Origin of the sequence: Ochrobactrum sp. C6C9, assembly GCF_022627935.1 — a bacterium.
Lineage (GTDB): Bacteria > Pseudomonadota > Alphaproteobacteria > Rhizobiales > Rhizobiaceae > Brucella > Brucella teleogrylli.
In genome coordinates, this window is the sequence record NZ_JABXGB010000037.1 from 1 (window position 1) to 25227 (window position 25227).

Sequence of the window (25227 nt, forward strand, 5' to 3'; positions counted from 1 at the left end):
GGAATGGGGGCTGAGCGTGCGCGCCTGTCGCATTTCTATCTTGCTGGCGCTGTCGCATCCTTAACTTGCTAAAACAACATATATAACAGGGGGTGGGTTCTAGCTTGAAGTGCGACTGACCTACGATGGCCATACCGATCTGACCTGCGATATGGGCCTGACACCAACGGCATATCGTTCAATTCGAAACGCGAGAATCCATCAGTGCTCGTACCCTCACTCACTTCGCCGCGCCGAGATATTTGGCCCTCAGCTTTGCGATCTCCTCGCTTTCATGCAGGCTGATGATGGCTACGCTGGCTGGTTGGACGAGTTCGCTGTGACGCGGAAATGCAAATCCGTATTTGTCCGGGCTGAATGCACCGCCGACAAGATCGAGCGGCTGATCGGTATGCTGATGCATATAATATTCCAGCACGGGACCGTCTGCGACGATTGCCGCTATCTCGTCATTGACGAGCGCGGTAACGGCTTCCGGCAAATGATCGAACGTAACGGTGGCGATGGAGCGGGATTTCAGAAACTGTTCTGCAACGCTGCCAGTTCGCACACCAACGGATTTTCTCTGCAGGTCGTTCAGGTTCGATATCCTGTTGTCGATATGCGCCACGGTCATCACGCTGGTGATCGATGATGTGACATAGGCGATAATGGCGATGCCGAAAACCATCCAGAAGGTTTGCCAGATACGTCCAATCCAACCGAACAGATTTTTGCGTGAGGTTTTGCCGGAAGTGGCAATCGAAACCACATGATGGAAACTCTCCGCCAGCCCTTCCCGCCACCGTTTCGGAAAACTTTCATCAAAACGCCTGTCGAACAGCGTCAGAAGCACCGTCGCTGCAAGAAGGATGCCCAAAATCCAGACATAGGTGGTCAGATGGCCAGCGCGGCCGAGGCGTCCGACAAGATCATCCCAGCCGGTTCCGGCCTGGGTATGCACCATGATACGCAGACCGGCATCAAACCATGGATAGGTAAAATCGGCGACCTCAGCCCGGCTTTCGGTGATGGTCAGATTGGTAACGGCTGCATCGACTTCGCCCTCGGAAACGGCCCTCATCAACGCGCCGTAGTTTTGAAATTCCACATAATGCGATGCAATATTCAGGCGTGCAGCGACGTTTTGCCAGATATCGATCGCCATGCCGGAGTAACTATTGCCCTCATTGTTGACGAAAGGTTCGCTGACATAAACGCCAACTTGCACAGGCTTTGGGGCTTGTGTCGGCCCCTGCGCATTAGCAGTTGCGCAAATCGTCAACAGAAACAAAACGAAAAAAAGAATGGATATTAGTCGATAATATAAATTATAGAATAATAATATAATCATATCCCCCGCCCCGTTATCAATTTAATATGATGCATTGAAATTTACATTGCAAATATATTTGTTTTATTTATTGAATCAATATAAGTAATATCTAATTATATTAAGATAACAAACACAAAAAACGTGACCGGCCCGACGCTTAAGGCGTGACTGATCAGGCGTTTCATCTCATCTGTGATTGACAAAATCGGCGGTTGATTAAAATCATTTCCTCACTGCGCGCATCATGAGAATGACTGAAAAGTGTATGGAGCCTGGAACGGTCTAAGACCAAAGCAGCATGTATTCGTGGTGTACATGTTGTATGACCCGACATGGGTTCCAGCGCTCGCGTTCCTGACCGGCATTTGTGGGTCTTGACGCATATTAAACGGGCATTCCCGGCCCGCTGGCTGGATGGGATAGAAGGTAGAGTTATAGATGTTGGAAGCACGTATTCGAAACGCTTCGCTACGAGAAAAGATCATCACGCCTGAGCAGGCGGCCAGCCTCATTAAGGATGGCATGATCGTCGGCATGAGCGGCTTTACCCGCGCCGGTGACGCCAAGGCAGTTCCGGTTGCCATGGCCGCGCGTGCGGCAACCGATCCTTTTCAGATCACGCTGATTACCGGCGCTTCGCTTGGACATGACGTCGACAAGATCCTGACCGAAGCCCATGTGCTTGCGCGCCGTATGCCGTTTCAGGTCGACCGTACCCTGCGTTCCGCGATCAATCGCGGTGAGGTCATGTTCATCGACCAGCATCTGTCGGAGACGGTCGAGCAGCTGCGTTCCAACCAGATCGGCCCGATCGATTATGCTGTTGTCGAGGCGCTGGCGATCACCGAAAGCGGTGGCATCATTCCGACCACGTCGGTCGGCAATTCGGCAAGCTTTGCCATCCTGGCCGAGAAGGTGATCGTCGAGGTCAATCTCAATCAGCCTATGGCGCTTGAGGGCCTGCACGACATCTATATTCCGACGAAGCGCCCTACCCGCGACCCCATCCCGGTCACGGCCTGCGACAGCCGCGTCGGCCTGCCCTATATTCCGATTCCGGTCGAGAAAATTGCCGGTATCGTCATTACGCAGGAAAACGACAGCGCCTCGACGGTCGAACCTGCCGACAGCGAAACCGTTGCCATTGCCACCCACCTGATCAATTTTCTTAAGCAGGAAGTGGAGCATGGCCGTCTCGATCTGACACTGAACCCGCTTCAGGCCGGCATTGGCACCATTGCAAACGCTGTGCTCAACGGTTTTGCCGATAGCCCTTTCCACAATCTGCGTATGTATAGCGAAGTGCTGCAGGACAGCACCTTCGAGCTTTTCGATGCTGGAAAGCTGGACTACGCCTCCGGTGCATCGATCACGCTCAGCCCCGCCGTCGGCGAGCGCGTCTTTAACAATATCGACCGCTATCGCGACAAGCTGATCCTGCGCCCGCAGGAAATCAGCAACCACCCGGAAGTCATTCGCCGCCTCGGCATTATCGGCATCAACACCGCGCTTGAGTTCGATATTTATGGCAATGTGAATTCCACCCATGTCGATGGCACACATATGATGAACGGTATTGGCGGCTCGGGTGATTTTGCGCGCAATGCTTATATCTCGATCTTCGTCAGCAAGTCCGAAGCCAAAAATGGCGCCATTTCGTCTATCGTTCCGATGGTCACCCATGTGGACCACACCGAACATGACGTCGATATTCTGGTGACCGAACAGGGGCTCGCCGATTTGCGCGGCCTCGCCCCGCGTGAGCGCGCCCGTGTGATCATCCACAATTGCGCGCATCCGGATTATCGCGACCAGCTCAATGATTATTTCGAGCGCGCCTGCGCGCGTGGCGGCCACACGCCACACCTTCTGGAAGAAGCTTTCAGCTGGCACACACGCCGTCGCGAAAGCGGCACCATGAAGCAGGGATAATATTCTTCTGCGGGTGGCGGTAGTTCAAATCCAGCCACCCTTCGCCCTTCCCGCTCGCAGTTCCAGCGGAACTTTCTCTACGTCGAAACGTTATCCGGCATATCGTTTTCCAACGGGAGACGAGAATGCTGCGAAAGGACTTGGGCTCTTGCACCAGCCTTTTCGCTTAACGTTCAGTCTGACGTTCTGGAGGAGCGGCGGTCAGACGGTAAGAACAATGCGCCGTTCCAGTAAGGGTCAGAACAGCTATGTCCATCCTCATCGGCCTTCTGATAACAATTCTTGTTATCTTCCTCGTGCTTTATCTCATCAACATGCTGCCACTGGATGCGAAGGTGAAACAGATCGCTCAAGTTATCGTGATCATCATCGGCATCATCTCGCTGCTGAAATACCTCGCTGTCTTCTGACGACCACCGCCTTACCGGTTCACAACCGGAAATCTCCAAACGTTATGCACTGCCCGGATAAGACGAGTTTTTTCGAAGCGTCCTTGCCATCTGTACGCCTCGGAAGGCTCGTCTTCGTCGCTTGAGCATGGTTCGAAAAGCACGAAGCTGTTTCGGATAAAATGTGCGCAAAAGCCAAAGATTATAGGGATTACGGTGATTCAACTTTCGCTGAAACTGCTCCGGGCGGTTGTTTCCGTCCCTTGCTTATGTTAGCCATTTCAAAGCGAATATATCCTTCGAAAATCCCGATACCTCCCCCGCTCTTGTTGTCTTTTTGCTTACCCGCACGAGGACAACTAAAACCTTAAATTGTGTCTTTCGGGGTACGCTTCTTGGAAAAGTTGCATCCGGGCTTTTTGGTATCTTTTCCTTACGAGCAGTTGCTCTTATAAGCCGTTCAATCAATTGCTCCCTTAACGTAAGGTTTCGAGTGGCAAACAGATAATCCTGATCCGGGGACGGGGAGTAAGGAAATGAAGGCAGCTTTATGGAAAGCAGGAGTGATAACCCTTTCTGTCGTGCTGTTTTCTGTCACGCTGACCTGGACTGCTGCCGCCCTGTCTGGTGAAAGACCTGGGATTGTGGCGCTGGCGCTCAGCTCTGGAATTCCCTTTGCCACGGCTTTTCCGTCACTCGCTTATATTTTCCGGCAGCATAACAGGCTGAAAGACGCCTATACCCAGCTTGAGAGAGCGCATGTTGAATTGCAGGCGCGCGCGCGCGTCGATCACATGACGGGATTGCTCAATCGCGAAGCGCTTTTCGACGCCATGAAAGTCAGCCGGTCGCGTATTGAAACAGGTGTACTGATGGTGATCGATGCCGACCACTTCAAAGCCATCAACGATACGTTCGGCCACAGCGCCGGCGACCGTGCTTTAAAGCTGATTGCTTTTGCCCTGCAAAACGTGACGCGTAAAGGCGATCTGGTCGGGCGCATCGGCGGCGAGGAATTCTGCGTCTTCCTGCCGGGCGCCAGCAGCGAAACCGGCGTGCGCGTAGCGCAGCGCATCCGCACGGAAGTGGAAGGTACGCCCTTTCACTCGACCGAATATCAGGTCTATCCGCTGACGATCAGCATCGGCGTGGCTTCCGCTCCAAAAACCGAAACCAATTCGCAAGTGATGAGCCGCGCCGACCGCTGCCTGTATATGGCCAAGCAACGCGGACGCAATTGCGTGGTGCTGGATGAAGAAAGCGCTCGACTGGCGAGCGCTTCAGTTGTCTCTATCAACAGTGGTCGCGAAATAGCGCGCAGCTGATATTCGGTGAGCTATTCAACCCAAGGGATAACTTCTTCCTCCGACCAGCCGACCGGAACAAAACCCATCTTCTGATAGAGCTGCAAAGCGCGCGGGCTGTCGAGCGTATTGGTATGGATCGCAATTTTCTGCGGCCCGTGCGCCCAGGCCGCCGAGATTGCTTCACTGAGAAAGAACTTGCCAAGCCCCCGCCCCTGAAAATCGGGCATCAGGCCAAAATAGAGGATTTCTGCCGTTTCCGGCATGGCTGTCAGATCGAGTTCCACAAAACCGGCTGGATTGCCATCGGCATAAAGCACGTGAATTTCACTCGTATCGGCGTGGATAATGTCGGCCACTTCCGCATCGCTCTGCACGCGGCGCATCATCCAGTGATGCTGCCGCCCCACCTGCTCGTAAAGATAGCGATAGAAATGCACCGGCATGCCGCTCGCCCGCATGATGGCGAGCCGCAAACCAGAGGGAACCGGCACGGAAATCGCCGGTCGCGACTGCATTTCCAGATGCGTAATGCGGGCTTTCAGCTTTTCGACCATGATCAGTCGGCTTCGCCCGTCACTACCGGGGTATCCTGCCTGCTACCCCATTCGCTCCAGGAACCGTCATAAAGCCGGTTATCCTTATGGCCGAGCGAGGCCAGCGCCAGCATGATGACCGCCGCCGTGACACCAGAGCCGCAGCTTGTGACGACAGGCTTGGTGAGATCGACGCCAGCCTTGTCGAAAATTGCGCGCAGACTATCCAGATCCTTCAGCTCGCCGTTCTCCGACAGCGTACCGACTGGAACATTACGTGCGCCCGGCATATGACCGGAGCGCATGCCCGCGCGCGGTTCGGCGTCGCGACCGGTAAAACGTCCGGCAGCGCGCGCATCGGCAATCTGAGTACGGCGTTCATCGACGAGTTCCCGCATTTCGGCAAAATCGACGACGCCAGCCGGATCGAAAGCAGGCGTGAACAGCGTCGCCGCAATCTTCGTCGGTTCGTCGGTCACGGGATATCCTGCTGCCTTCCAGCCATCGAAACCGCCATCGAGAACGAAGACGTTTTTAACGCCCATGATGCGGAACATCCACCAGACACGCGGTGCTGCAAACATGCCGGGCCCATCATAGACCACCACGGTTTCATCTGCCATGATGCCCATGGCGCCGACATGCTGCGCGAAGAGTTCGGGCGATGGCAAAGTGTGCGGCAGGCCAGAATCCTTGTCGGCGATCACGTCCTGATCGAAGAACACTGCGCCCGGAATATGCGCCCCATGATACTCTTCAAGGCCATTGCGTCCCGCCGCAGGCAGATACCAGGATGCATCCACAATGGCGATGCCCGGCTTTTCCAGCCGCTCCTTCAACCAGTCACGTGAAACGACAAATGCGCTTTTCTCAGCCATAGTCAAAACTCCTGTATGCTCACGCGTCCGGCAAAGCACCGAAGCGGATACGAAAACGGCGGTTTTCCTTGCCCTTTTTCTCGATCTTGCCGATATGGATTTCGCCCACTTCCTGCGTTTCGGACACATGGGTGCCGCCGCATGGCTGGGAATCCACCGCGCCATTTTCACCAATGGCGACAAGCCGGATGCGTCCGAGCCCGACAGGCGGGCGGACATTCTTCGATTTCACAATATCAGGATTGGCGAGAAATTCTTCATCGCTGATCCAGTTGATCGAAACCGGATCGTTGGCCTTGACCAGTTCCATGATCTTTTCGGTCACGAATTCCTTCGTGTAGGTCGGATCGGGCAGATCGAAATCGACACGGCTTTCATCCTCGCCCACCGCAGCACCGGTGATCGGAAACGGACAGGCGACTGACAACAGATGGCAGGCAGTGTGCATGCGCATCAGCTTATAGCGGCGCGGCCAGTCGATATGCAGGACGAGTGTTTCACCGACTGTCGGCACGGCCTGACCTTCGCCGGGCACGTGGACGATTTCATTCTTGTTTTCGCCGGTAACGGTCGCGGTAATCTCGATCCGCGATCCATCGGCGCGCTCGAAAAAGCCGATATCCCCCGGCTGTCCGCCGGAGGTCGCATAGAAATTCGTCTGGTCGAGAATAATGCCGCCGGTGTCGGTAATGGCGAGAACCTTGCCCTCCGCCGTTGAAAGATAGGAATCTTCACGGAAAAGCGCATCGGTCTCATAGGCCATTGTTTTATTCCTCGAACGGTATGTCTATCTCGGTTTTCGTTTCCAGCCAGCCCGGCACCGGCAGGTTCTTGCCGCGCAGGAAGGATGGATTGAACATTTTCGACTGGTAACGATTACCATAGTCGCAAAGCACCGTCACAATTGTGTGGCCCGGCCCGAGATCTTTTGCAAGCCGGATCGCACCGGCGATGTTGATGCCAGAAGAACCGCCAAGGCAAAGCCCCTCATTCTCCACGAGATCGAACACAACGTCGAGCGCGTCGGCATCCGCAACGCGATAGGAGAAATCAGGTGTGAACCCTTCCAGATTGGCCGTGATACGCCCCTGCCCGATGCCTTCGGTGATCGAATCGCCCTCGGCTTTCAATTCGCCGGTCGTGTAATAGGAGTAAAGTGCCGCGCCATAAGGATCGGCGAGCGCGATCTTGATGTCGCGATTGTGTTCCTTCAAACCAAAGGCCGTCCCGACAAGCGTACCGCCCGATCCGACCGCCGCCACGAAACCGTCGACCTTGCCATTGGTATCGCGCCAGATCTCCGGCGCAGTGGTCTCGATATGCGCCTGACGATTGATTGGATTATCGAACTGGTTGGCCCAGATCGCGCCATTCGGTTCGGTTTTGGCGAGCTGTTCGGCCAGCCGCCCCGACAGTCGTACATAATTGTTGGGATTGCGATAAGGCGCTGCCGGAACTTCGATGAGTTCCGCTCCGAGCAGACGCAGCGCATCCTTCTTTTCCTGGCTCTGCGTTTCCGGAATGACGATGACCGTGCGATAGCCGAGCGCCTTGGCAACGAGCGTCAGGCCAATGCCGGTATTGCCTGCCGTGCCCTCAACAATGACACCGCCGGGGCGAAGCAGGCCGCGCTTTTCGGCGTCACGGATAATGTAAAGCGCCGCGCGGTCCTTGACCGACTGTCCCGGATTGAGGAATTCAGCCTTGCCGTAAATCTCGCAACCGGTGATTTCGGAAGCCTTCTTGAGACGAATCAATGGCGTGTTACCGATTGCGTCTAGAACCGATTGGAGCATAGCTTCCATCCTTCATCTTGGGCCGAATTGTTTGCCCGGAAAGTATGAGGAACTGCCCTGCCCTTCAAGGAAGGATGGAATAATTTTCCACACCAACTGGCAAACTCAATCCACAAAAGGCCATCCCAAAAGAAAAAGCCGCCCGAAATGGGCGGCTTTTGTAAAAGATGTTCCGAAAGACGGTTACGCAGCGCGCTGACCACCGCCGCCATTGCCTGTGCGGCGCTTGCGGCGGAATGGGCGCTTTGCCTTCGGTGCAGCTTCGCCAGTCGCATTGGCATGACCACCTGCGGAAGCGTGGTTGCCCCCACGATGTTCGCCCGGCTTCTGCGCTGGGCGACGATGCTGCTGCGGCGACGGGCCCTTGCGGTGCTGCGTCTTCTGCGGTTTGTCTTCGCCCACAATCGAAATGCGCGGCGCTGCCGTTGGCGCCGGAGCAAGCTTGACCGGAGCCTCCTTGATCGGAAGCTTGGTGCGGGTCACACGTTCTACTGCACGCAGCTTCGAATCCTCGGTCGCCTGATCGTACAGGGTGATCGAAGCGCCGCTTGCGCCATTGCGCCCGGTGCGACCGATACGATGCACGTAAGTTTCCGGCTCGTCAGGAAGGTCGTAGTTGACGACATGGCTGATGCCGGGAACATCAATACCGCGCGCGGCGATGTCGGTCGCAACCAGAATGCGTAATGTGCCATCGCGGAAACCGTTCAGCGCGCGCTGGCGGGCATTCTGCGACTTGTTGCCGTGAATGGCCGCAACGTCGAACTTGTCGCGCTCAAGGTGGCGCACAACCGCATCCGCACCATGCTTGGTGCGGGTGAAGACGATGACCGAGCGCATGTTCTTGTCGGCCAGCAGAGCCGACAGAAGACGGCGCTTTTCCTTGGTCGGCACAGGATGCACAACCTGGGTGATTTCGGCAGCCGTCGTGCCCTGCGGCGCAACTTCCACACGAACCGGATCACGAAGCAGGCTACCCGCAAGCGCCGCGATTTCCTTCGGCATGGTTGCCGAAAAAAGCGCGGTCTGGCGGTCGGCATGAGTTGCCTTGGCAATACGCTTCACATCGTTGATGAAGCCCATATCGAGCATGCGATCGGCTTCATCGAGCACCAGCCAGCGGGTCTGCGAAAGGTCAACCAGACCTTCGCGCATCAGATCCGTCAGACGGCCCGGCGTTGCGATCAGCACGTCAATGCCGGGCGCGATACGCTTGATCTGCGTCAGCTTCGATACGCCACCGAGCACGAGCGCAGTCGAGATATGCGCACTCTTGGAAACATTGCGGATCGTCTGTTCAATCTGGACGGCCAGCTCGCGGGTCGGTGCGAGGACAAGCGCACGCGCCGTCTTCGGGCGGCGCTTATCGCCCAGACCGATGATCTTTTGCAGGATCGGCAGGCTGAAAGCCGCGGTCTTGCCCGAGCCGGTCTGCGCAATGCCGAGAATGTCCTTGCCTTCCAGCTGCGGCGGGATGGCCTGCGTCTGGATCGGCTTCGGTTCGGTCATGCCAGCAGCTTCGACACCTTTAAGCAAAACGCCGGTGACGCCAAGAGCGGCAAAGCCGCTCGTATTTTCATTTGTCAATTCAATCTCTTTCGGCGGCACCGCACATCTGCGATCCGCTTTCAATGCCGGGAAAGCGCAACTTGCCCGAGCCAAATCTGTTTTTATGATAACGACGGGACGCCGGGAAAACCCCTGGCGACTTGCGCAGCCGTGCCCGAGCAAATCTCAGGTCCCCTCCGTTTCCAGACCATTCCGGAAGACAAAGGTGTGACGCAACAAGTCCAATGCCGGGAAAGCCGACAACTAACGTCGGCCCATGCGCCTGCCGCCCATATGGGGTGGTTTGAGCAAAAAAGCAAATGATTTCGTTTTCGCGTCTGATCCAAAAGCCATCATGCCGGTCTGCAAATGGCAATTTCTGCGCTTCCGGTGCTCACGTACGTTCAAGTACGCTGCGCTCCGGTTCTCGAAATCACCATTTTCGCCATGGCCTGTCGCCTTTTTGATTCAGACGCTTAGCTCCGGTTCAAATGATGAAATCAGCTAGAACCTGATTATCCGTAATGTCCTGATAAGCCCAACCGGCTTCACCGAATTTCTTTTCCAGGAGCTTGAAATTCGCGGCATCCTTCGTTTCGATGCCGATCAGCACCGAGCCGAAATTGCGCGCCGATTTCTTCAGATATTCGAAGCGGGCAATATCATCTTCCGGCCCCAGCAGATCGAGGAACGAGCGCAATGCGCCCGGACGCTGCGGGAAGCGGAAAATGAAGTATTTCTTCAAACCTTCAAAGCGAAGCGCCCTTTCGCGCACATCCGGCAGGCGTTCGAAATCAAAATTCCCGCCCGAAACGACAATCACGATGCGCTTGCCCTTGATTTCGCTTTTCTTGAAATCCTTCAGCGCGTCTATGCCCAAAGCGCCCGCTGGCTCCAGCACCACGCCCTCAATATTGAGCATTTCAATGATGGTCGCGCAGAGACGGTTTTCCGGAACCGTTATGACAGACTTTGCGTCGAAGCCTTTGAGAAGCTTGAAGTTTTCTTTGCCGATCTCGGCAACCGCCGCCCCGTCAACAAAATTATCGACATGGGCAAGCTTGATGCGCTTGCCGGCCTCAAGGCTGCCTTTCAGGCTTGCGGCGCCCTTCGGTTCGACAAAGCGAAACGCGGTTTTCCAGCCGAGATCGGAAATATACTGCGTCACGCCACCGGAAAGCCCGCCGCCGCCCACCGGCAGCAGAACCAGATCGGGCTTTTTGCCCTCCGGTAGCTGCCTTTCGATTTCCAAAGCGACGGTTGCCTGTCCTTCCACGATACCCGGATGGTCGAATGGCGGCACCATGACACCGTTGTTGCTGGCCGCAAATTCCTGCGAAGCGGCATAACAAACGTCGAAAATATCGCCGACCAGCTTGATTTCAATGAATTCAGCACCGAAAGCGCGGGTCTTGTCGATTTTCTGCTGCGGCGTGGTCACCGGCATGAAAACAACACCCTTGCGACCGAAATGGCGGCAAACGAAAGCGAAACCCTGCGCGTGATTGCCTGCCGAAGCGCAGACGAACACCGCGTTCTCATCAGTCGTTTTCACTGCCTTGGAAATGAAATTGAAAGCGCCACGAATCTTGTAGGAGCGCACCGGCGTCAGATCTTCGCGCTTCAACCAAATCTCCGCACCATATTTGCGGGAGAGATAATCGTTGAGCTGCAATTGTGTCTCGGGGAAAAGCGCACGCATTGCCTTTTCGGCCTGAGCCACGGATTTGACGAAGGCGGTCATACTTAAACTTTCTTCATTCCTACTCGATAGGGCTTATCGCTATACGGGTTTGCCCATGCAAACAAGGATGAAGCTATAAGCTTGGATGCAACTGCAATAATTAAAGCGATGGCGTCTCTTTTCTATTTTAGAACATGCAGATATTCGGAAATTCGCTGTTATTGCTGACAAGCTTTCTGTCTTGAAATCATCGCGCAAATCATGACATAGAAATCCAGTCGCTGCGGTCGTGGCGAAATTGGTATACGCAACGGACTTAAAATCCGTCGCCTTTTAGGCTTGCGGGTTCAAGTCCCGCCGACCGCACCACAATTTTTCATACGCAAAAGCCGCCGTGTTTTCTCGGCGGCTTTTGTTTTAATCAGATATCTCAGCCGTGCAGCTTGGCGGTGATTTCTGCAACACGCTTGCCCTGAAAACGCGCGCCTTCCAGTTCCTGTTCGGATGGTTGGCGCGAGCCGTCGCCATCTGCCGTCGTCGTCATGCCATAGGGCGCCCCGCCGCGCACGACATCATTGCCCATCTGCCCCTGATAGGCATAGGAAAGCGGCACGATGATCATGCCATGATGCTGCAACTGCCACTGCGCCGAAATCAGCGCGAGTTCCGCGCCGCCATGTTGCGTCGCCGTTGAAACCATCACCGAGCCAACCTTGTTGAGCAGCGCGCCCTTTGCCCACAGACCACCGGTCTGATCGAGAAAATTCTTCATCTGCGAGGCCATCATGCCATAGCGGGTCGCCGTGCCCAATATAATGGCGTCATATTCGACCAGATCGTTCGGCGATGCGATGGGTGCGTCCTGATCGACCTTGTAATGCGAGGCCTTGGCGACTTCGAGCGGCACCAGTTCGGGCACCCGCTTGATCGTGACCTCTGCGCCGCCTTCGCGCGCACCTTCTGCCGCAGCCTTGGCCATCTGCTCCATATGTCCATAGGACGAATAGTACAGCACCAGAACCTTTACCATCTGACGTCTCCGTTTTCGATTTTACGGAACCCCTTTTCCGCATTCACTCAACTAGAGAGCATTTTCATTTTGGAAAGGTGGACCAAGGGAGGAACATTTTGCCTTTTGCGAAAACCGGTTGCGGCTGGGTGCGGCTGAGGCTTAACTGTCGCCAGATTGAAATGGAGTCTGGGTATGACCGACACTTCGCAGCAGGCCGTCAGGGCTGCAATGCTCGCCATTGGCGACGAACTTCTTTCCGGGCGCACCAAGGATAAGAATATCGGGCATCTCGCCGATCTGCTGACGGCTGCGGGCATTGACCTCAAGGAAGTGCGGATCGTGCCGGACGAGGAAGACGCCATCGTTGCCGCCCTCAATGCCCTGCGTTCGAACTATGATTATGTCTTTACGTCTGGCGGCATCGGCCCCACCCATGACGACATCACCGCCGACGCTGTATCGAAAGCCTTTGGCGTGCCCTGCATCTATGATGAAAAAGCCATGAAGCTTCTCGGCGACAATTATGCGCGGCGGGGTCTGGAATTCACCGATTCCCGCAAGCGCATGGCCCGCATGCCAGAGGGTTCGGAACATATCGACAATCCGGTTTCTGCTGCACCGGGCTTTCATATCGGCAATGTTTATGTGATGGCGGGCGTGCCGTCCGTGTTTCAGGCCATGCTCGACAATGTTCTCCCTACGCTGCGGACCGGGCGCAAGCTGTTGTCGCGCGCGGTGCATTGCCCGTTCGGCGAAGGCGTCATCGGCGCGCCACTGGCCGAAATCCAGAAGCAGAACCCTGATACGATCATCGGTTCCTATCCGAAATTCGAAGGCGGGCGCTTCAGCACCGAACTCGTGGTACGCGGCAGCGATCCGCAAAAGATTGATGCGGCAGTTGTCGAAATTGAAGCCATGATTGCCGGGCTGGTGGCTTCTGGCGCAAGCTGACAACTCTTTATGCCTTGCAACCTTTTGCCTACGCAACGCGTTGCTTTCTATGCTAAAATGGAAACACAGCTGGAAGGAGATCGGTCATGACCTACAAAACGGTGGTTGCCTATTCCCGGAGCGAGGCTGAACTGAAGCGGGTTCTGTCCGCCGTCGCGCTTTTGATGCGAAAAGTGCCCGACCTTCATGTCATCGGCCTCTATTCCATCCCCTCTCCCATCGTCTATGCCGATCCCAACGGCTTTATCGATCCAGGCATGTTCGAGCTGCACGACAAGCAGCACAAGGAACTCTCCGAGCGGCTGAAACACGTCTTTGAAGAAGAAATGCGCCGTCAGGATGCGCATTTCGAATTTCGTATCACCCGCTCGGAAACCGGCACCGCCGCTGATGGCGTGTTGACCTCCTGTCTCGGCGCGGAATTGCTGGTCGCGGGCCAGCCGGACCCCGATGATCCGGCTACCAATGACGAAGCCGCCGACACGATTGTCTTCAATGCGAGCTGCCCTGTGCTGCTCGTGCCCTACGCACCCGTCTTGCCGCAATTGTCCCTTGACCGGATCGTCGTTGCCTTCAACGGCAAAAGAGAGGCCGCGCGCGCCGCTTTCGATGCGCTGCCCTTGATGAAACAGGCTGGACGGACGGAAATCGTCTGGGTCGATCCGCCGGAAGCCGAGGGCGAGGACGAAGCGCTCGCCGGAACCGAATTGGCCGAATCCATCGCCCGCCATGGCATTGAGGTCAACGTGACGCCGCTCGCCTCGCATGGGCGCTATGCGCAGGATGCGCTGCGGGAGCACATCGTTGCGGAACGTGCCGATCTGCTCGTCATGGGCGCCTATAGCCATTCGCGCCTGCGCGAGCTTGTTTTCGGTGGAGTGACGCGATCCATGCTGAATGACCTCCCCGTCCTGACACTGTTTTCTCGGTGACATGTCCGCTCATTCAGAGCGGGCAATTATCCCCAATTGGTGGCAATGAACGCCTTCAAGCCATAACAGACTTGCAAGATCGGTGTTTTTGCGGTTATCAGCACTACCCGGCGCTGACTGTGCCGGGTTGAAGAAACCTTTTCATAGTATTGCAGCCCCTATTATGGTGGGCGCAGATGGCGAAAGCGAAGGTCTACACAGTTCAGCGCGCTTGACGGTGGTCATCGCGCATTTTTGGTTTAGCCAGTCTGTGGCCACAGCCCACGGACTGTTCGATGGAGCGTTTCGATGTCCTTGCCCGATAAAGCCTTTCCCGTATCCTGGGATCAGTTCCACCGCGATGCCCGCGCGCTTGCCTGGCGCATTTCCGGCATGGGGCACGATTGGCGTGCGATCGTCGCCATTACGCGCGGCGGTCTGGTGCCTGCGGCCATTATCTGCCGTGAACTCGGCATCCGCCTGATTGAAACCGTCTGCATTGCCTCCTATCACGACTACACGTCGCAGGGCGAAATGCAAATTCTGAAGGGTATCGGCGACCAGCTTCTGGAAAATGGCGGTGAAGGCGTGATCGTCGTCGACGACCTCACCGATACCGGCAAGACGGCCGCAATCGTGCGCGAGATGATGCCGAAGGCGCATTTTGCAACGGTTTATGCCAAGCCGAAAGGCCGTCCGCTGGTCGATACATTCGTGACCGAGGTATCGCAGGACACTTGGATCTATTTCCCGTGGGATATGGGCTACACCTATCTGGAACCGATTGCAGGCGACAAGCGCGGATAGTTTTCGCTTAGCGCGCGCCCCGAAAAGTGTGAAACGGATTTCGGACATAAGGCGCGTTATGACAAACTGTTAGAGTGCCGATCTGATCCAATCAGATTGAAACGCGCTCTAACGCCCGATAGTAAATTCTAAATGCCAGCCTTACCGGCTGGCATTTTTTATTGTCCGTCACTGTTATCGCCCCAAGACCATTCAGAATGGAGGGATTTCTCAAAAAACCACGAAAGTTTTCAAGGATGTGCGAAAACGAAAAAAAGCGAAAACAAAAAAATGATATTTTTGCCGTATTCACGTGCTATAGAAAGCACATGAAATGACGCTGATCGCGCTCAGGTTCGGCGTTCGAAAACGATACGCCTCTCCTGTATTTTAATAGTAGCTTTAAAATAAAGGGCTTTTTTCCCCTTTGTAAGAACTGTTGCGTATTTGATCAGTTGTTATTTTGGCGAATCGTTCCATTTTAAGGAAAAGAGGGAAACCAGCAGTGAAGACGGCAGCCAAACAACTTATCGCAACGGAAAAGCGTATTCTTACGCCTTCTGGCCGTTTGCAGCAGGTTGCAGCCCTTGTCTACCGCCGCGAAATGGATGCCCTTCAGGTTCTCGTTATCACAAGCCGTGGCACGGGCCGCTGGATCATCCCCAAAGGTTGGCCGCAAGTCGGTCGCACGCTTGCGGAAACAGCCTTGCGCGAAGCCTTCGAAGAAGCAGGCATACGCGGCGATGTCTCCCCGGAACCCATTGGCAGCTATAATTACTGCAAGATGGATATGCCGCCCGAGCGGATCAACCAGTTTTCGGTGGCCGTTTACGCCGTCCGTTTCACCGGCCAGGAAAAAAGCTGGCCGGAACGGGATCAGCGCATCTGCGAATGGGTTTGCCCGCACGAAGCCGCCCGGCGCGTCGAAGAGACAGAGTTGAAGCAGATTCTTCTCCGTTTCGGTGATTCGGGTATGGTCGTCGCCGCCGAATAGCAGCGTCGTTTCCCCCTCAACGCTTTTTATCCATCGTCATTCGGCTTTGATGCGGCGTTTCCTGCGGCTATTCCAGCCATAGGGCCGTATGATCCCCGTGGGCATCACGCTGACGGTGAAAATCGCGAGCGTCCAACGGCGGCATTTTTCGGCAATTGCAGCGTGAATGGCGGGGCCGGAAGAGGCATTTTGCTCAAAGCTTGCATTAGCAAGCGGCTTGATCCTGCTGTTTTTGCAAAATAATTGCCCTCCATATTTGGTTAAAAAGAGGTAAAAGCGTTTTAGCCGGCTTCGTTCACAAAAGCTTCTCTTCTCCCCGTTATCCACATTCGCCCCCAGCGACTGACGCACAATATCTAGCGTTAGACGCCTTACAACAAACCAATGCTTGACGCTCGCAGCCGAGTCGTTTTTTATGAACTTATCGTTGCGTAAGTGGCGTGGCCGGGCGTCTGAATAGCCGGTCTTTCTTTCAGGTTAGTCAAGTTCTGGAACGGGCGTTGCGCTTATTCAGCGTAGTTGTCGCTCCGGACTTCGTCGTGCCCGAATTCCGGGTCGGACCGCCTTTGGAGAAGCAGATGCAGCCACATGACGAAAGAGCGTTAACACTAGATTTAGTATTTGCGCTCATGCTTCTTACAAGATAGAGTATTTTTCGATCTGCTGATTTGTTGGTTTGCAATGCCCTGACGAGGATGGTTTCGACTGCCATGGGGTGTTTTGTTGCGCGCCGGATACGGCAGAAGCAGGATTTTGGGGCCCCGGATATCTGCCGGTGTCCTCACCAAGAAGCCCTTCCCCGCAGTTGGGCTTTCGAAACAGAGACGCGGTACAGACAGCACGTGGCAGGCCATGGTGGAAACTCACCCTTGGGGCTACTATATATAGAACGTTTGGATGGAAAAGATGAAGATCGAACGCCGTTTCACGAAAGAGAATCAGTCGGCCTATGCGGACATCGCGTTTCGGACTGCGACCAGCGAGATCAAGAATCCCGATGGATCCATCGTATTCCGCCTGGAAAACATAAATGTACCGGCTCAGTTCAGTCAGGTTGCGGCCGATATCCTTGCGCAGAAATATTTCCGCAAGGCTGGCGTGCCTGCCCAATTGAAGAAAGTCGAAGAAAACGACGTTCCGTCGTGGCTGTGGCGCTCGGTCGCCGATGAGGATGCGCTGGCGTCGCTGCCGCAGAACGAGCGTTATGGCTCCGAAATGGATGCCTGTCAGGTTTTCGACCGTCTCGCTGGCACCTGGACCTATTGGGGCTGGAAGGGCGGCTATTTCGGTTCGGAAGAAGACGCTCTCGCCTTCCGCGATGAGCTTGCCTATATGCTCGCCACACAACGCGTCGCGCCGAACAGCCCGCAATGGTTCAACACCGGCCTGCATTGGGCTTATGGCATTGACGGCCCCGGCCAGGGCCATTTCTATGTCGACTGGCAGACCGGCAAGCTGACCAAATCCAAGTCATCCTATGAACACCCGCAGCCGCATGCCTGCTTCATCCAGTCCGTCGCTGACGATCTGGTCAATGAAGGCGGCATCATGGATCTGTGGGTGCGTGAAGCGCGCCTGTTCAAATATGGCTCCGGCACAGGCTCCAACTTCAGCCATCTGCGTGGCGAAGGCGAAAAGCTTTCCGGCGGCGGCAAGTCGTCGGGCCTGATGAGCTTCCTCAAGATCGGTGACCGCGCTGCGGGCGCCATCAAGTCGGGCGGCACCACGCGCCGCGCTGCAAAGATGGTCGTTGTCGACATCGACCATCCGGATATCGAGGAATATATCGACTGGAAGGTGAAGGAAGAGCAGAAGGTTGCTTCGCTCGTCACCGGTTCCAAGATCGTCAAGCAGCATCTGGCTGCAATCATGAAAGCCTGCGTCAACTGCGAAGCAGATAATGACGATTGCTTCGATCCGTCGAAGAACCCTGCCCTGAAGCGCGAAATCAAGGCCGCGAAGAAGAACCAGGTGCCGGAAAACTACGTCAAGCGCGTGATCCAGTTCGCGCGTCAGGGCTATACGGACATTCAGTTCAAGACCTACGACACGGACTGGGACTCGGAAGCCTATCTCACCGTTTCAGGCCAGAACTCGAACAACTCCGTCTCGCTGAAGGATGAATTCCTGCGCGCCGTCGAAAACGACAGCGACTGGAACCTGACCGCACGCAAGGACGGCAAGGTCATGAAGACGCTCAAGGCGCGCGATCTTTGGGAAAAGATCGGTTATGCCGCATGGGCGTCCGCTGATCCGGGTCTGCACTACAACACCACCATGAACGACTGGCACACCTGCCCGGTCGCAGGTCCGATCCGCGCCTCCAATCCGTGCTCGGAATATATGTTCCTTGACGATACGGCCTGTAATCTGGCGTCGATCAACCTGCTCACCTATCGCAACAAGGACGGTTCGTTCGACATTGCAGCTTACGAGCACACGGCCCGCCTGTGGACCATCGTTCTCGAAATCTCGGTGATGATGGCGCAGTTCCCGTCCAAGGAAATTGCCCGCCTCTCCTACGAATACCGCACGCTCGGCCTCGGCTATGCCAATATTGGCGGCCTGCTGATGACCTCCGGTATTCCTTATGACTCCGATGAAGGCCGCGCCATCTGCGGTGCGCTGACCGCGATCATGACCGGTATTGCCTATGCAACCTCCGCTGAAATGGCGAAGGAACTGGGCACCTTCCCAAGCTACGAACCAAACGCCGAACATATGCTGCGTGTCATGCGCAACCATCGTCTGGCCGCTCATGGCAAGACGGAAGGTTATGAAGGCCTCGCCGTCAACCCGGTGGCGCTAATTGCCGAAGACTGCCCGGATCAGGATCTGATCACCCATGCCCGCGCGGCCTGGGACAAGGCGCTGGAACTTGGCGAAAAGCATGGCTACCGCAACGCCCAGTCCACCGTTATCGCGCCAACAGGCACGATCGGCCTCGTCATGGACTGCGACACGACCGGCATCGAGCCTGACTTTGCACTGGTGAAGTTCAAGAAGCTGGCCGGTGGCGGCTACTTCAAGATCATCAACCGCGCCGTGCCGGAAGCACTCCGCACGCTCGGTTATTCGGAAAGCCAGATCGCCGAAATCGAAGCCTATGCTGTCGGTCACGGCAACATCAATCAGGCACCGGGCGTCAATCCTTCGTCGCTGCGCGGCAAAGGCTTCACCGATGAGAAGATCGAAGCCCTGAATGCAGCGCTCAAGAGCGCCTTCGACATCAAGTTCGCTTTCAACAAGTGGACGCTTGGCGAAGACTTCTGCAAGGACGTGCTGAAACTCACCGACGAACAGCTGAACGACTTCTCGTTCGAAATGCTGCCAACGCTCGGTTTCTCCAAGAAGGACATCGAAGCCGCCAACATTCACGTTTGCGGCGCGATGACCCTCGAAGGCGCACCGTTCCTCAAGGAAGAGCATTACGCGGTTTTCGATTGCGCCAATCCATGCGGCAAGATCGGCAAGCGCTATCTGTCGGTCGATAGCCACATCCGCATGATGGCTGCCGCGCAGCCGTTCATTTCGGGCGCGATCTCCAAAACGATCAACATGCCGAATGACGCGACCGTCGAGGACTGCAAGAACGCTTACATGCTGTCCTGGAAGCTGGCTCTGAAGGCCAATGCGCTTTATCGCGACGGTTCCAAGCTCTCGCAGCCGCTCAACGCAGCGCTGATCTCGGATGATGAAGACGAAGATGATGCAGTCGAAGCGCTGATCGAAGCACCGGCAGCCGCTCGTGCCGTTCAGGTGACGGAGCGCATCGTCGAGAAGGTGATCGAGAAGATCGTGCATGAGCGCGAAAAGCTTCCGAACCGTCGTCAGGGCTATACCCAGAAGGCCGTCGTCGGCGGACACAAGGTCTATCTGCGCACCGGCGAGTTCGGTGACGGGCGCCTCGGCGAAATCTTCATCGATATGCACAAGGAAGGCGCTGCTTTCCGTGCGATGATGAACAACTTCGCCATCGCCGTGTCGCTCGGCCTGCAATATGGCGTGCCGCTGGAAGAATATGTGGAGGCATTCACCTTCACCAAGTTCGAACCGGCTGGCATCGTCATCGGCAATGACGCGATCAAGACCGCAACGTCGATCATCGACTATGTGTTCCGCGAACTGGCCGTGTCCTATCTGGGCCGCAACGATCTCGCCCATGTTGACACGAGCGATTTCTCGAACACAGCGCTTGGCAAGGGCATCAAGGAAGGCAAGACCAATCTGGTCTCGACCGGCTGGACGCGCGGCTACAAGCCGACACTGGTGACCAATACGGCACCGGGCGGCAGCGAAGCCAAGGGTTCGACTGCATCGGCGCCGCAGGCTTCGAATGTCACGACTTTGAAGTCGAGTGCTACCCCGGCTGGTCGCCCGGCGACCATCGGTCTGGTGACGGAAGGTGCAACGGCTTTCAAGCGTGAGTTTGAAGAGCAGACCGCTCCGGTACAGCAGCAGGAAACCTCAGCTGCAACGGAACTGTTCTCAGACAAGGCTGCTGCCGACGCTGCTTCGGCCCGTGCTGAAAGCGCCAACTCGGCAAAGAAGCTCGAAGCGGACCGCCGCATCAAGTCGATGATGCAGGGTTACACCGGCGACAGCTGCACGGAGTGCCAGAACTTCACCATGGTGCGTAACGGCACCTGCCTGAAGTGCGACACCTGCGGCGCGACGAGCGGCTGCAGCTGATCGAGCGACGGGGGAAACCGCGAGCATTTTTATTGAGATAAAAGAGCGCCCTTCGGGGCGCTCTTTCTATTTGTGATGAGCGAAAACAAGCCGTACATTCCGTTTCGAAAACAAATGATCTTCGATAATTTGTCGGCTCATTTCCAGGGCCGACTGATCCCCAATCCGGTTCTGTGAGGACGCGATGAAAGCGATTGTCATCCACGCTGCAAAGGACTTGCGTATTGATGAGCGCGAGCTCGAGATGGCCGGTCCGGGAGAGGTTGAAATCCGTCTCGCGGCTGGCGGCATATGCGGCTCGGACCTGCATTATTACAATCACGGCGGTTTCGGCACCGTGCGCGTCAAGGAACCGATGATCCTCGGACACGAGGTTTCCGGCCATATTGCAGCACTTGGCGAAGGGGTTTCCGGGCTCGCCATTGGCGATCTGGTCGCCATATCGCCGTCCCGCCCCTGCGGCCACTGCGAATATTGCCACAAGGGGCTGCCCAATCATTGCTTCAACATGCGCTTTTACGGATCGGCTATGCCCTTCCCGCATATTCAAGGCGCGTTCCGCGAACGGCTTGTCGCAAAAGCCAGCCAATGCGTGAAAGCCGACGGCCTCAGCGCCGGTGAAGCAGCAATGGCAGAACCGCTCTCGGTCACCCTGCACGCCACCCGCCGTGCAGGCGAGATATTGGGCAAGCGCGTGCTGGTGACAGGTTGCGGCCCGATCGGCACGCTTTCGATCCTCTCTGCCCGCCGCGCAGGCGCTGCTGAAATCGTCGCAGCGGATATTTCCGGGCCAGCGCTTGATTTTGCCCGCAAGGTCGGCGCGGACCGCACCGTCAACCTATCGGAGAACCCGGATGGTCTGGCGGAATACGCTCAGAACAAGGGTTCATTCGACATTTTGTACGAATGCTCCGGTGCAGCATCCGCCCTTGTGGCGGGCATACATGCCATCAGGCCGCGCGGCGTTATCGTGCAGCTTGGCATGGGCGGCGAAATGAACCTGCCGATCATGACGATCACAGCCAAAGAACTCGATCTGCGCGGCTCCTTCCGCTTCCACGAGGAATTCGCCATCGCGGTCAAACTCATGCAGGATGGGCTGATCGACGTCAACCCCCTCATCACGCAGACGCTGCCCCTTTCCGATGCGCTGCGCGCCTTCGACATTGCGTCGGATAAAACGAAGTCGATGAAAACCCAGATCGCATTCAGCTAGAGCATTTCCAGCAAAAGTGCGTAGCGGATTTGCGTGGGATAATGTGTAAAAACAAATAGATAGAACGGCCCCTCGATTCCGTACTAACCGGAACCGCTCTAAAGAATTTCAGGAGAAGATATGAGCGTCCAACTCTTCGATCTGACAGGCAAACGCGCGCTTGTGACCGGCTCGTCTCAGGGGATCGGCTATGCGCTGGCAAAAGGTCTCGCCGCCGCCGGTGCCGACGTCGTCCTCAACGGTCGCGATGAGGCAAAGTTGAAAGTCGCTGCCGACAGCCTCAGCGTAAAGCACATGCTGGCCTTCGACGCGACGGATCACGACACCGTCCGCGCGGCAATAGACGGGTTCGAAGCAGATGTCGGCGCCATCGACATTCTCGTCAACAATGCGGGCATGCAACATCGCACCCCGCTTGAAGACTTTCCAGCCGATGCCTTTGAGCGCTTGCTGAAAGCCAACGTGTCTACCGTGTTCAATGTCGGACAGGCGGTCGCCAGACATATGATAAAGCGCGGAACGGGCAAGATCATCAACATTGCCAGCGTTCAGACCGCGCTCGCAAGGCCCGGCATCGCGCCTTATACCGCGACCAAAGGTGCCGTTGGCAATCTGACCAAGGGTATGGCCACCGACTGGGCGAGATATGGCTTGCAATGCAACGCCATTGCTCCGGGATATTTCGACACGCCGCTCAACGCCGCGCTCGTTTCAGACCCGGCTTTCTCAAGCTGGCTTGAAAAGCGCACGCCTGCGGGCCGCTGGGGAAAGGTTGACGAACTCGTTGGCGCCTGCATTTTCCTTGCGTCTGGCGCGTCCTCTTTCGTCAATGGCCATGTGCTTTATGTCGATGGCGGCATCACCGCATCCCTTTGAAGGTCAAATACTGTATCTATTCGCAACGGAATTCCGATCTGTGAACAATTCAACCGGATCGGCATCCGCTAAAAAACACTCTCTGCGGTTGATTTACGAGCCACACCGCATTATTTCGCAATAGATCTCGATGATACAATCATCAAAACTGTTTCGGTCTTTGAACGGCGTCCATCAAAACGCACGGAAACTCGTTTCGGGAAAATCTATTGTCGGAATTCTTTGTTAAATATCCGTGGGCGGAGACACTCACGGCACTCGGCGGATTGTTTCTCTCCGCATTCATCGCAAATTTTCTGATCAAGGCGATCCTGCTCAAGCTGCTCGACCGGCTCGTTCAGAAGACTTCATTCGGTCAGGATGAAGAACTGAAACGCCACAGCGTCATCAGCCGTCTGGCCAATATCGTTCCAGCCCTGATCATTTCTTCCGGCATTCTGGCGATACCGGGGTTGCCGGATACGGCAATCACCGTCATTCGCAATGTCGCGATCGCCTTCATCATTCTGACGCTCGCTCTCGCTGTGAATTCAGCGTTGGGTGTAGTCGACACGCTCTATCATCGCCGCCCAGAGGCCCGTTATCGGCCCATGAAGGGCTATATTCAGGTCGGCAAGCTGGTCGTCTATATCATCGCCGCCGTCCTCATCATTGCAACCCTGCTCGACAAGTCGCCGGTTATTCTGCTGTCCGGTGTCGGCGCCATGGCTGCGGTGCTGATCCTCGTTTTTCAGGACACATTGCTCTCACTGGTCGCCAGTATGCAGATCGCCTCTTCCAACATGGTTCGTGTGGGCGACTGGATCGAGATGAAAAATCTCGACGCCAATGGCGATGTGACCGAAATCGCGCTTTATACGGTCAAGGTGCAGAATTTCGACAGAACAATCACCACCATTCCGATCCGCAAGCTCATCACCGAACCGATGAAGAACTATCGCGGCATGCAGGAATCGGGCGGCCGCCGCATCAAGCGCGCGCTCTTTATCGACCAGAATTCAATCCGCTTCCTGACCGACGACGAACGCGCGAAAATGGCGTCAGTGGACTGGCTGGCCGACTATCTGCCAAAAAAGGCGAAGGAAATCGCCGAATGGAACAACAAGCTGGGTGACCGCGCCAAAAACCCGGTCAATACGCGCCGTTTCACCAATATCGGCACTTTCCGCGCCTATGTGGAAAACTATCTGCGCAACCATCCCGGCATCCATAAAGGCATGACGCTGCTGGTGCGCCAGATGGACCCAACCCCGGCAGGCTTGCCACTCGAAATCTACTGCTTCACCAACACCACCGTCTGGGCCTCATTCGAGCAGATACAGTCCGATATTTTCGACCACCTTTACGCGGTGCTGCCGGAATTCGGCTTGAGCGCTTTCCAGAACCCAAGCGGCAAGGATTTCCGCAAGCTGGTGGTGGCTGAACCAGGTTCTAACGAAGAGCTTCGATGATCTGCGCATCAAGGTTCTGAACGCTATAGCCGGAGCGGGATGGCGTAAGTCCCAGACGCACCACAGAAAGATGCAAGGACGGTACGATCATGACGGTTTGACCGTCATGGCCGGACATCCAGAAAGCATCATCGGGAATGCCATCCTCGCCCGCTTTGGCACCGCCGGACTGCAACCAGACCTGCGCAGAACCGTAACGGCCATCCGAGGCCGCTGACGGTTTGCGCATGAACGCCACGAAATCAGCTGGCAGTACCTGCCTTCCATCGAGCTTCCCGCCCTCTGCCAGAAACGCTCCGAGACGGGCCCAATCGCGCGCGGTCGCGTACATATAGGACGACCCGGCAAAGACGCCCGACGCGTCGGTTTCCAATAGGGCGCTGCTCATGCCGAGTGGTTCGAACAAGGCGATGCGCGGATAGACCAAAGCCGCATTCCGGCTGTCGAAACTATTCATGAACAGCCTCGACAGAATATTCGCGGTCCCGCTCGAATAGTTGAATTTCGTTCCAGGTGCTGCTTCCAGTGGCAGCGAAGCGGCAAATCCCGCCATGTCCTTTTCCAGAAACAGCATGCGGGTGACATCTGCCACTGCGCCATAATTCTCGTTGAAGCGCAGCCCGCTTTCCATCGCCATCAGATTGGCGATGGTGATTCTGGCGCGCTCATCGTTCTGCCATTCCGGTAGAAGATCGCTTTTGGCCAGATCCATGCGGTTTTCCCCAATGCGCATCCCAATGAGCGTCGCCATGACCGATTTTGTCATCGACCAACCAAGCAGCGGCGTGTCGGCATTGAAGCCCTCGCCATAGGTTTCGGCGATGAGTTGACCGTTGTGAATGACCGCGATGGCCCGCATGCCGGCGCCTGCCAGTTCCTTATCCTCGATAACGCTCTGCACCTTATCTGAGATCGCCACGTTCAGCGGTTGCGATGACGCTTGTGTAGCTTCATCG

General features: G+C 56.0%; 21 protein-coding genes and 1 tRNA gene. 12 read left to right on the forward strand and 10 right to left on the reverse strand.

Features of this window, described 5'->3' with window-relative positions:
- Nucleotides 1-220: 220 nt before the first annotated feature.
- Nucleotides 221-1210 carry a transporter substrate-binding domain-containing protein gene (locus tag HWD97_RS21215; RefSeq protein ID WP_235858873.1) on the reverse strand — a complete coding sequence of 330 codons (990 nt, stop codon included), beginning with the start codon at nucleotides 1208-1210 and terminating at the stop codon, nucleotides 221-223.
- A gap of 543 nt (nucleotides 1211-1753) precedes the next feature.
- On the opposite strand from HWD97_RS21215, the gene HWD97_RS21220 reads away from it, so the two are divergent.
- The 3 genes from HWD97_RS21220 (at nucleotide 1754) to HWD97_RS21230 (ending at nucleotide 4961) form a co-directional block, all read left to right on the forward strand.
- Nucleotides 1754-3247: an acetyl-CoA hydrolase/transferase family protein gene (locus HWD97_RS21220; protein WP_109369090.1), complete on the forward strand. Its 1494-nt coding sequence runs from the start codon at nucleotides 1754-1756 to the stop codon at nucleotides 3245-3247.
- Between the two features lie 248 nt (nucleotides 3248-3495).
- On the forward strand, nucleotides 3496-3657 hold the full coding sequence (locus tag HWD97_RS21225; RefSeq protein WP_167836030.1) for a Thivi_2564 family membrane protein: 162 nt from the start codon (nucleotides 3496-3498) through the stop codon (nucleotides 3655-3657).
- A gap of 515 nt (nucleotides 3658-4172) precedes the next feature.
- Nucleotides 4173-4961 carry a GGDEF domain-containing protein gene (locus tag HWD97_RS21230; protein WP_109369091.1) on the forward strand — a complete coding sequence of 263 codons (789 nt, stop codon included), beginning with the start codon at nucleotides 4173-4175 and terminating at the stop codon, nucleotides 4959-4961.
- Nucleotides 4962-4972: 11 nt separating this feature from the next.
- On the opposite strand, the gene HWD97_RS21235 is transcribed toward HWD97_RS21230, so the two are convergent.
- From HWD97_RS21235 to ilvA, 6 genes are all read right to left on the reverse strand, one after another.
- Complete coding sequence (locus HWD97_RS21235) at nucleotides 4973-5497, reverse strand: N-acetyltransferase (RefSeq protein ID WP_109369092.1); 525 nt, start codon at nucleotides 5495-5497, stop codon at nucleotides 4973-4975.
- A 2-nt stretch (nucleotides 5498-5499) separates the two neighbouring features.
- On the reverse strand, nucleotides 5500-6354 hold the full coding sequence (gene sseA, locus HWD97_RS21240; RefSeq protein ID WP_109369093.1) for a 3-mercaptopyruvate sulfurtransferase: 855 nt from the start codon (nucleotides 6352-6354) through the stop codon (nucleotides 5500-5502).
- Between the two features lie 19 nt (nucleotides 6355-6373).
- A complete protein-coding gene (locus HWD97_RS21245; protein WP_109369094.1) occupies nucleotides 6374-7117 on the reverse strand; it encodes an alanyl-tRNA editing protein in 744 nt (247 codons plus the stop codon).
- 4 nt (nucleotides 7118-7121) lie between these two features.
- Nucleotides 7122-8150 carry a cysteine synthase A gene (locus HWD97_RS21250; protein ID WP_109370236.1) on the reverse strand — a complete coding sequence of 343 codons (1029 nt, stop codon included), beginning with the start codon at nucleotides 8148-8150 and terminating at the stop codon, nucleotides 7122-7124.
- A gap of 183 nt (nucleotides 8151-8333) precedes the next feature.
- A complete protein-coding gene (locus HWD97_RS21255) occupies nucleotides 8334-9737 on the reverse strand; it encodes a DEAD/DEAH box helicase (RefSeq protein WP_371830783.1) in 1404 nt (467 codons plus the stop codon).
- A 448-nt stretch (nucleotides 9738-10185) separates the two neighbouring features.
- Nucleotides 10186-11442 carry a threonine ammonia-lyase IlvA gene (ilvA, locus tag HWD97_RS21260; RefSeq protein WP_109369096.1) on the reverse strand — a complete coding sequence of 419 codons (1257 nt, stop codon included), beginning with the start codon at nucleotides 11440-11442 and terminating at the stop codon, nucleotides 10186-10188.
- 223 nt (nucleotides 11443-11665) lie between these two features.
- On the opposite strand from ilvA, the gene HWD97_RS21265 reads away from it, so the two are divergent.
- Nucleotides 11666-11751: transfer RNA gene (locus tag HWD97_RS21265), tRNA-Leu, on the forward strand.
- A gap of 61 nt (nucleotides 11752-11812) precedes the next feature.
- Here the strand turns inward: HWD97_RS21265 and wrbA are convergent.
- A complete protein-coding gene (gene wrbA / locus HWD97_RS21270; RefSeq protein WP_109369097.1) occupies nucleotides 11813-12412 on the reverse strand; it encodes an NAD(P)H:quinone oxidoreductase type IV in 600 nt (199 codons plus the stop codon).
- 174 nt (nucleotides 12413-12586) lie between these two features.
- Between wrbA and HWD97_RS21275 the strand changes: the two genes are divergently transcribed.
- From HWD97_RS21275 to HWD97_RS21290, 4 genes are all read left to right on the forward strand, one after another.
- Complete coding sequence (locus HWD97_RS21275) at nucleotides 12587-13345, forward strand: competence/damage-inducible protein A (protein WP_109369098.1); 759 nt, start codon at nucleotides 12587-12589, stop codon at nucleotides 13343-13345.
- Between the two features lie 86 nt (nucleotides 13346-13431).
- On the forward strand, nucleotides 13432-14277 hold the full coding sequence (locus tag HWD97_RS21280) for a universal stress protein (protein WP_371835536.1): 846 nt from the start codon (nucleotides 13432-13434) through the stop codon (nucleotides 14275-14277).
- A 288-nt stretch (nucleotides 14278-14565) separates the two neighbouring features.
- Entirely contained in the window at nucleotides 14566-15063 is a 498-nt protein-coding gene (gpt, locus tag HWD97_RS21285) for a xanthine phosphoribosyltransferase (protein WP_109369100.1), read from the forward strand.
- Between the two features lie 484 nt (nucleotides 15064-15547).
- Entirely contained in the window at nucleotides 15548-16036 is a 489-nt protein-coding gene (locus tag HWD97_RS21290; RefSeq protein WP_109369101.1) for an NUDIX hydrolase, read from the forward strand.
- Nucleotides 16037-16072: 36 nt separating this feature from the next.
- Here HWD97_RS21290 and HWD97_RS21295 read toward each other — a convergent pair whose 3' ends face one another.
- On the reverse strand, nucleotides 16073-16387 hold the full coding sequence (locus tag HWD97_RS21295) for a hypothetical protein (protein WP_124916090.1): 315 nt from the start codon (nucleotides 16385-16387) through the stop codon (nucleotides 16073-16075).
- A 555-nt stretch (nucleotides 16388-16942) separates the two neighbouring features.
- Between HWD97_RS21295 and HWD97_RS21300 the strand changes: the two genes are divergently transcribed.
- The 4 genes from HWD97_RS21300 to HWD97_RS21315 all read left to right on the forward strand — a co-directional run bounded on the left by HWD97_RS21300 (nucleotide 16943) and on the right by HWD97_RS21315 (nucleotide 24271).
- On the forward strand, nucleotides 16943-20728 hold the full coding sequence (locus HWD97_RS21300) for a vitamin B12-dependent ribonucleotide reductase (RefSeq protein WP_371835537.1): 3786 nt from the start codon (nucleotides 16943-16945) through the stop codon (nucleotides 20726-20728).
- 184 nt (nucleotides 20729-20912) lie between these two features.
- Nucleotides 20913-21944 carry an L-idonate 5-dehydrogenase gene (locus HWD97_RS21305; protein ID WP_109369102.1) on the forward strand — a complete coding sequence of 344 codons (1032 nt, stop codon included), beginning with the start codon at nucleotides 20913-20915 and terminating at the stop codon, nucleotides 21942-21944.
- Nucleotides 21945-22064: 120 nt separating this feature from the next.
- Nucleotides 22065-22820 carry an SDR family oxidoreductase gene (locus tag HWD97_RS21310; protein WP_109369103.1) on the forward strand — a complete coding sequence of 252 codons (756 nt, stop codon included), beginning with the start codon at nucleotides 22065-22067 and terminating at the stop codon, nucleotides 22818-22820.
- 209 nt (nucleotides 22821-23029) lie between these two features.
- On the forward strand, nucleotides 23030-24271 hold the full coding sequence (locus HWD97_RS21315) for a mechanosensitive ion channel family protein (RefSeq protein ID WP_109369104.1): 1242 nt from the start codon (nucleotides 23030-23032) through the stop codon (nucleotides 24269-24271).
- Here HWD97_RS21315 and HWD97_RS21320 read toward each other — a convergent pair.
- Nucleotides 24252-25227: serine hydrolase domain-containing protein (locus HWD97_RS21320; protein ID WP_371835538.1), on the reverse strand; the 976-nt coding region annotated here is incomplete at its 5' end. The genes HWD97_RS21315 and HWD97_RS21320 overlap by 20 nt on opposite strands.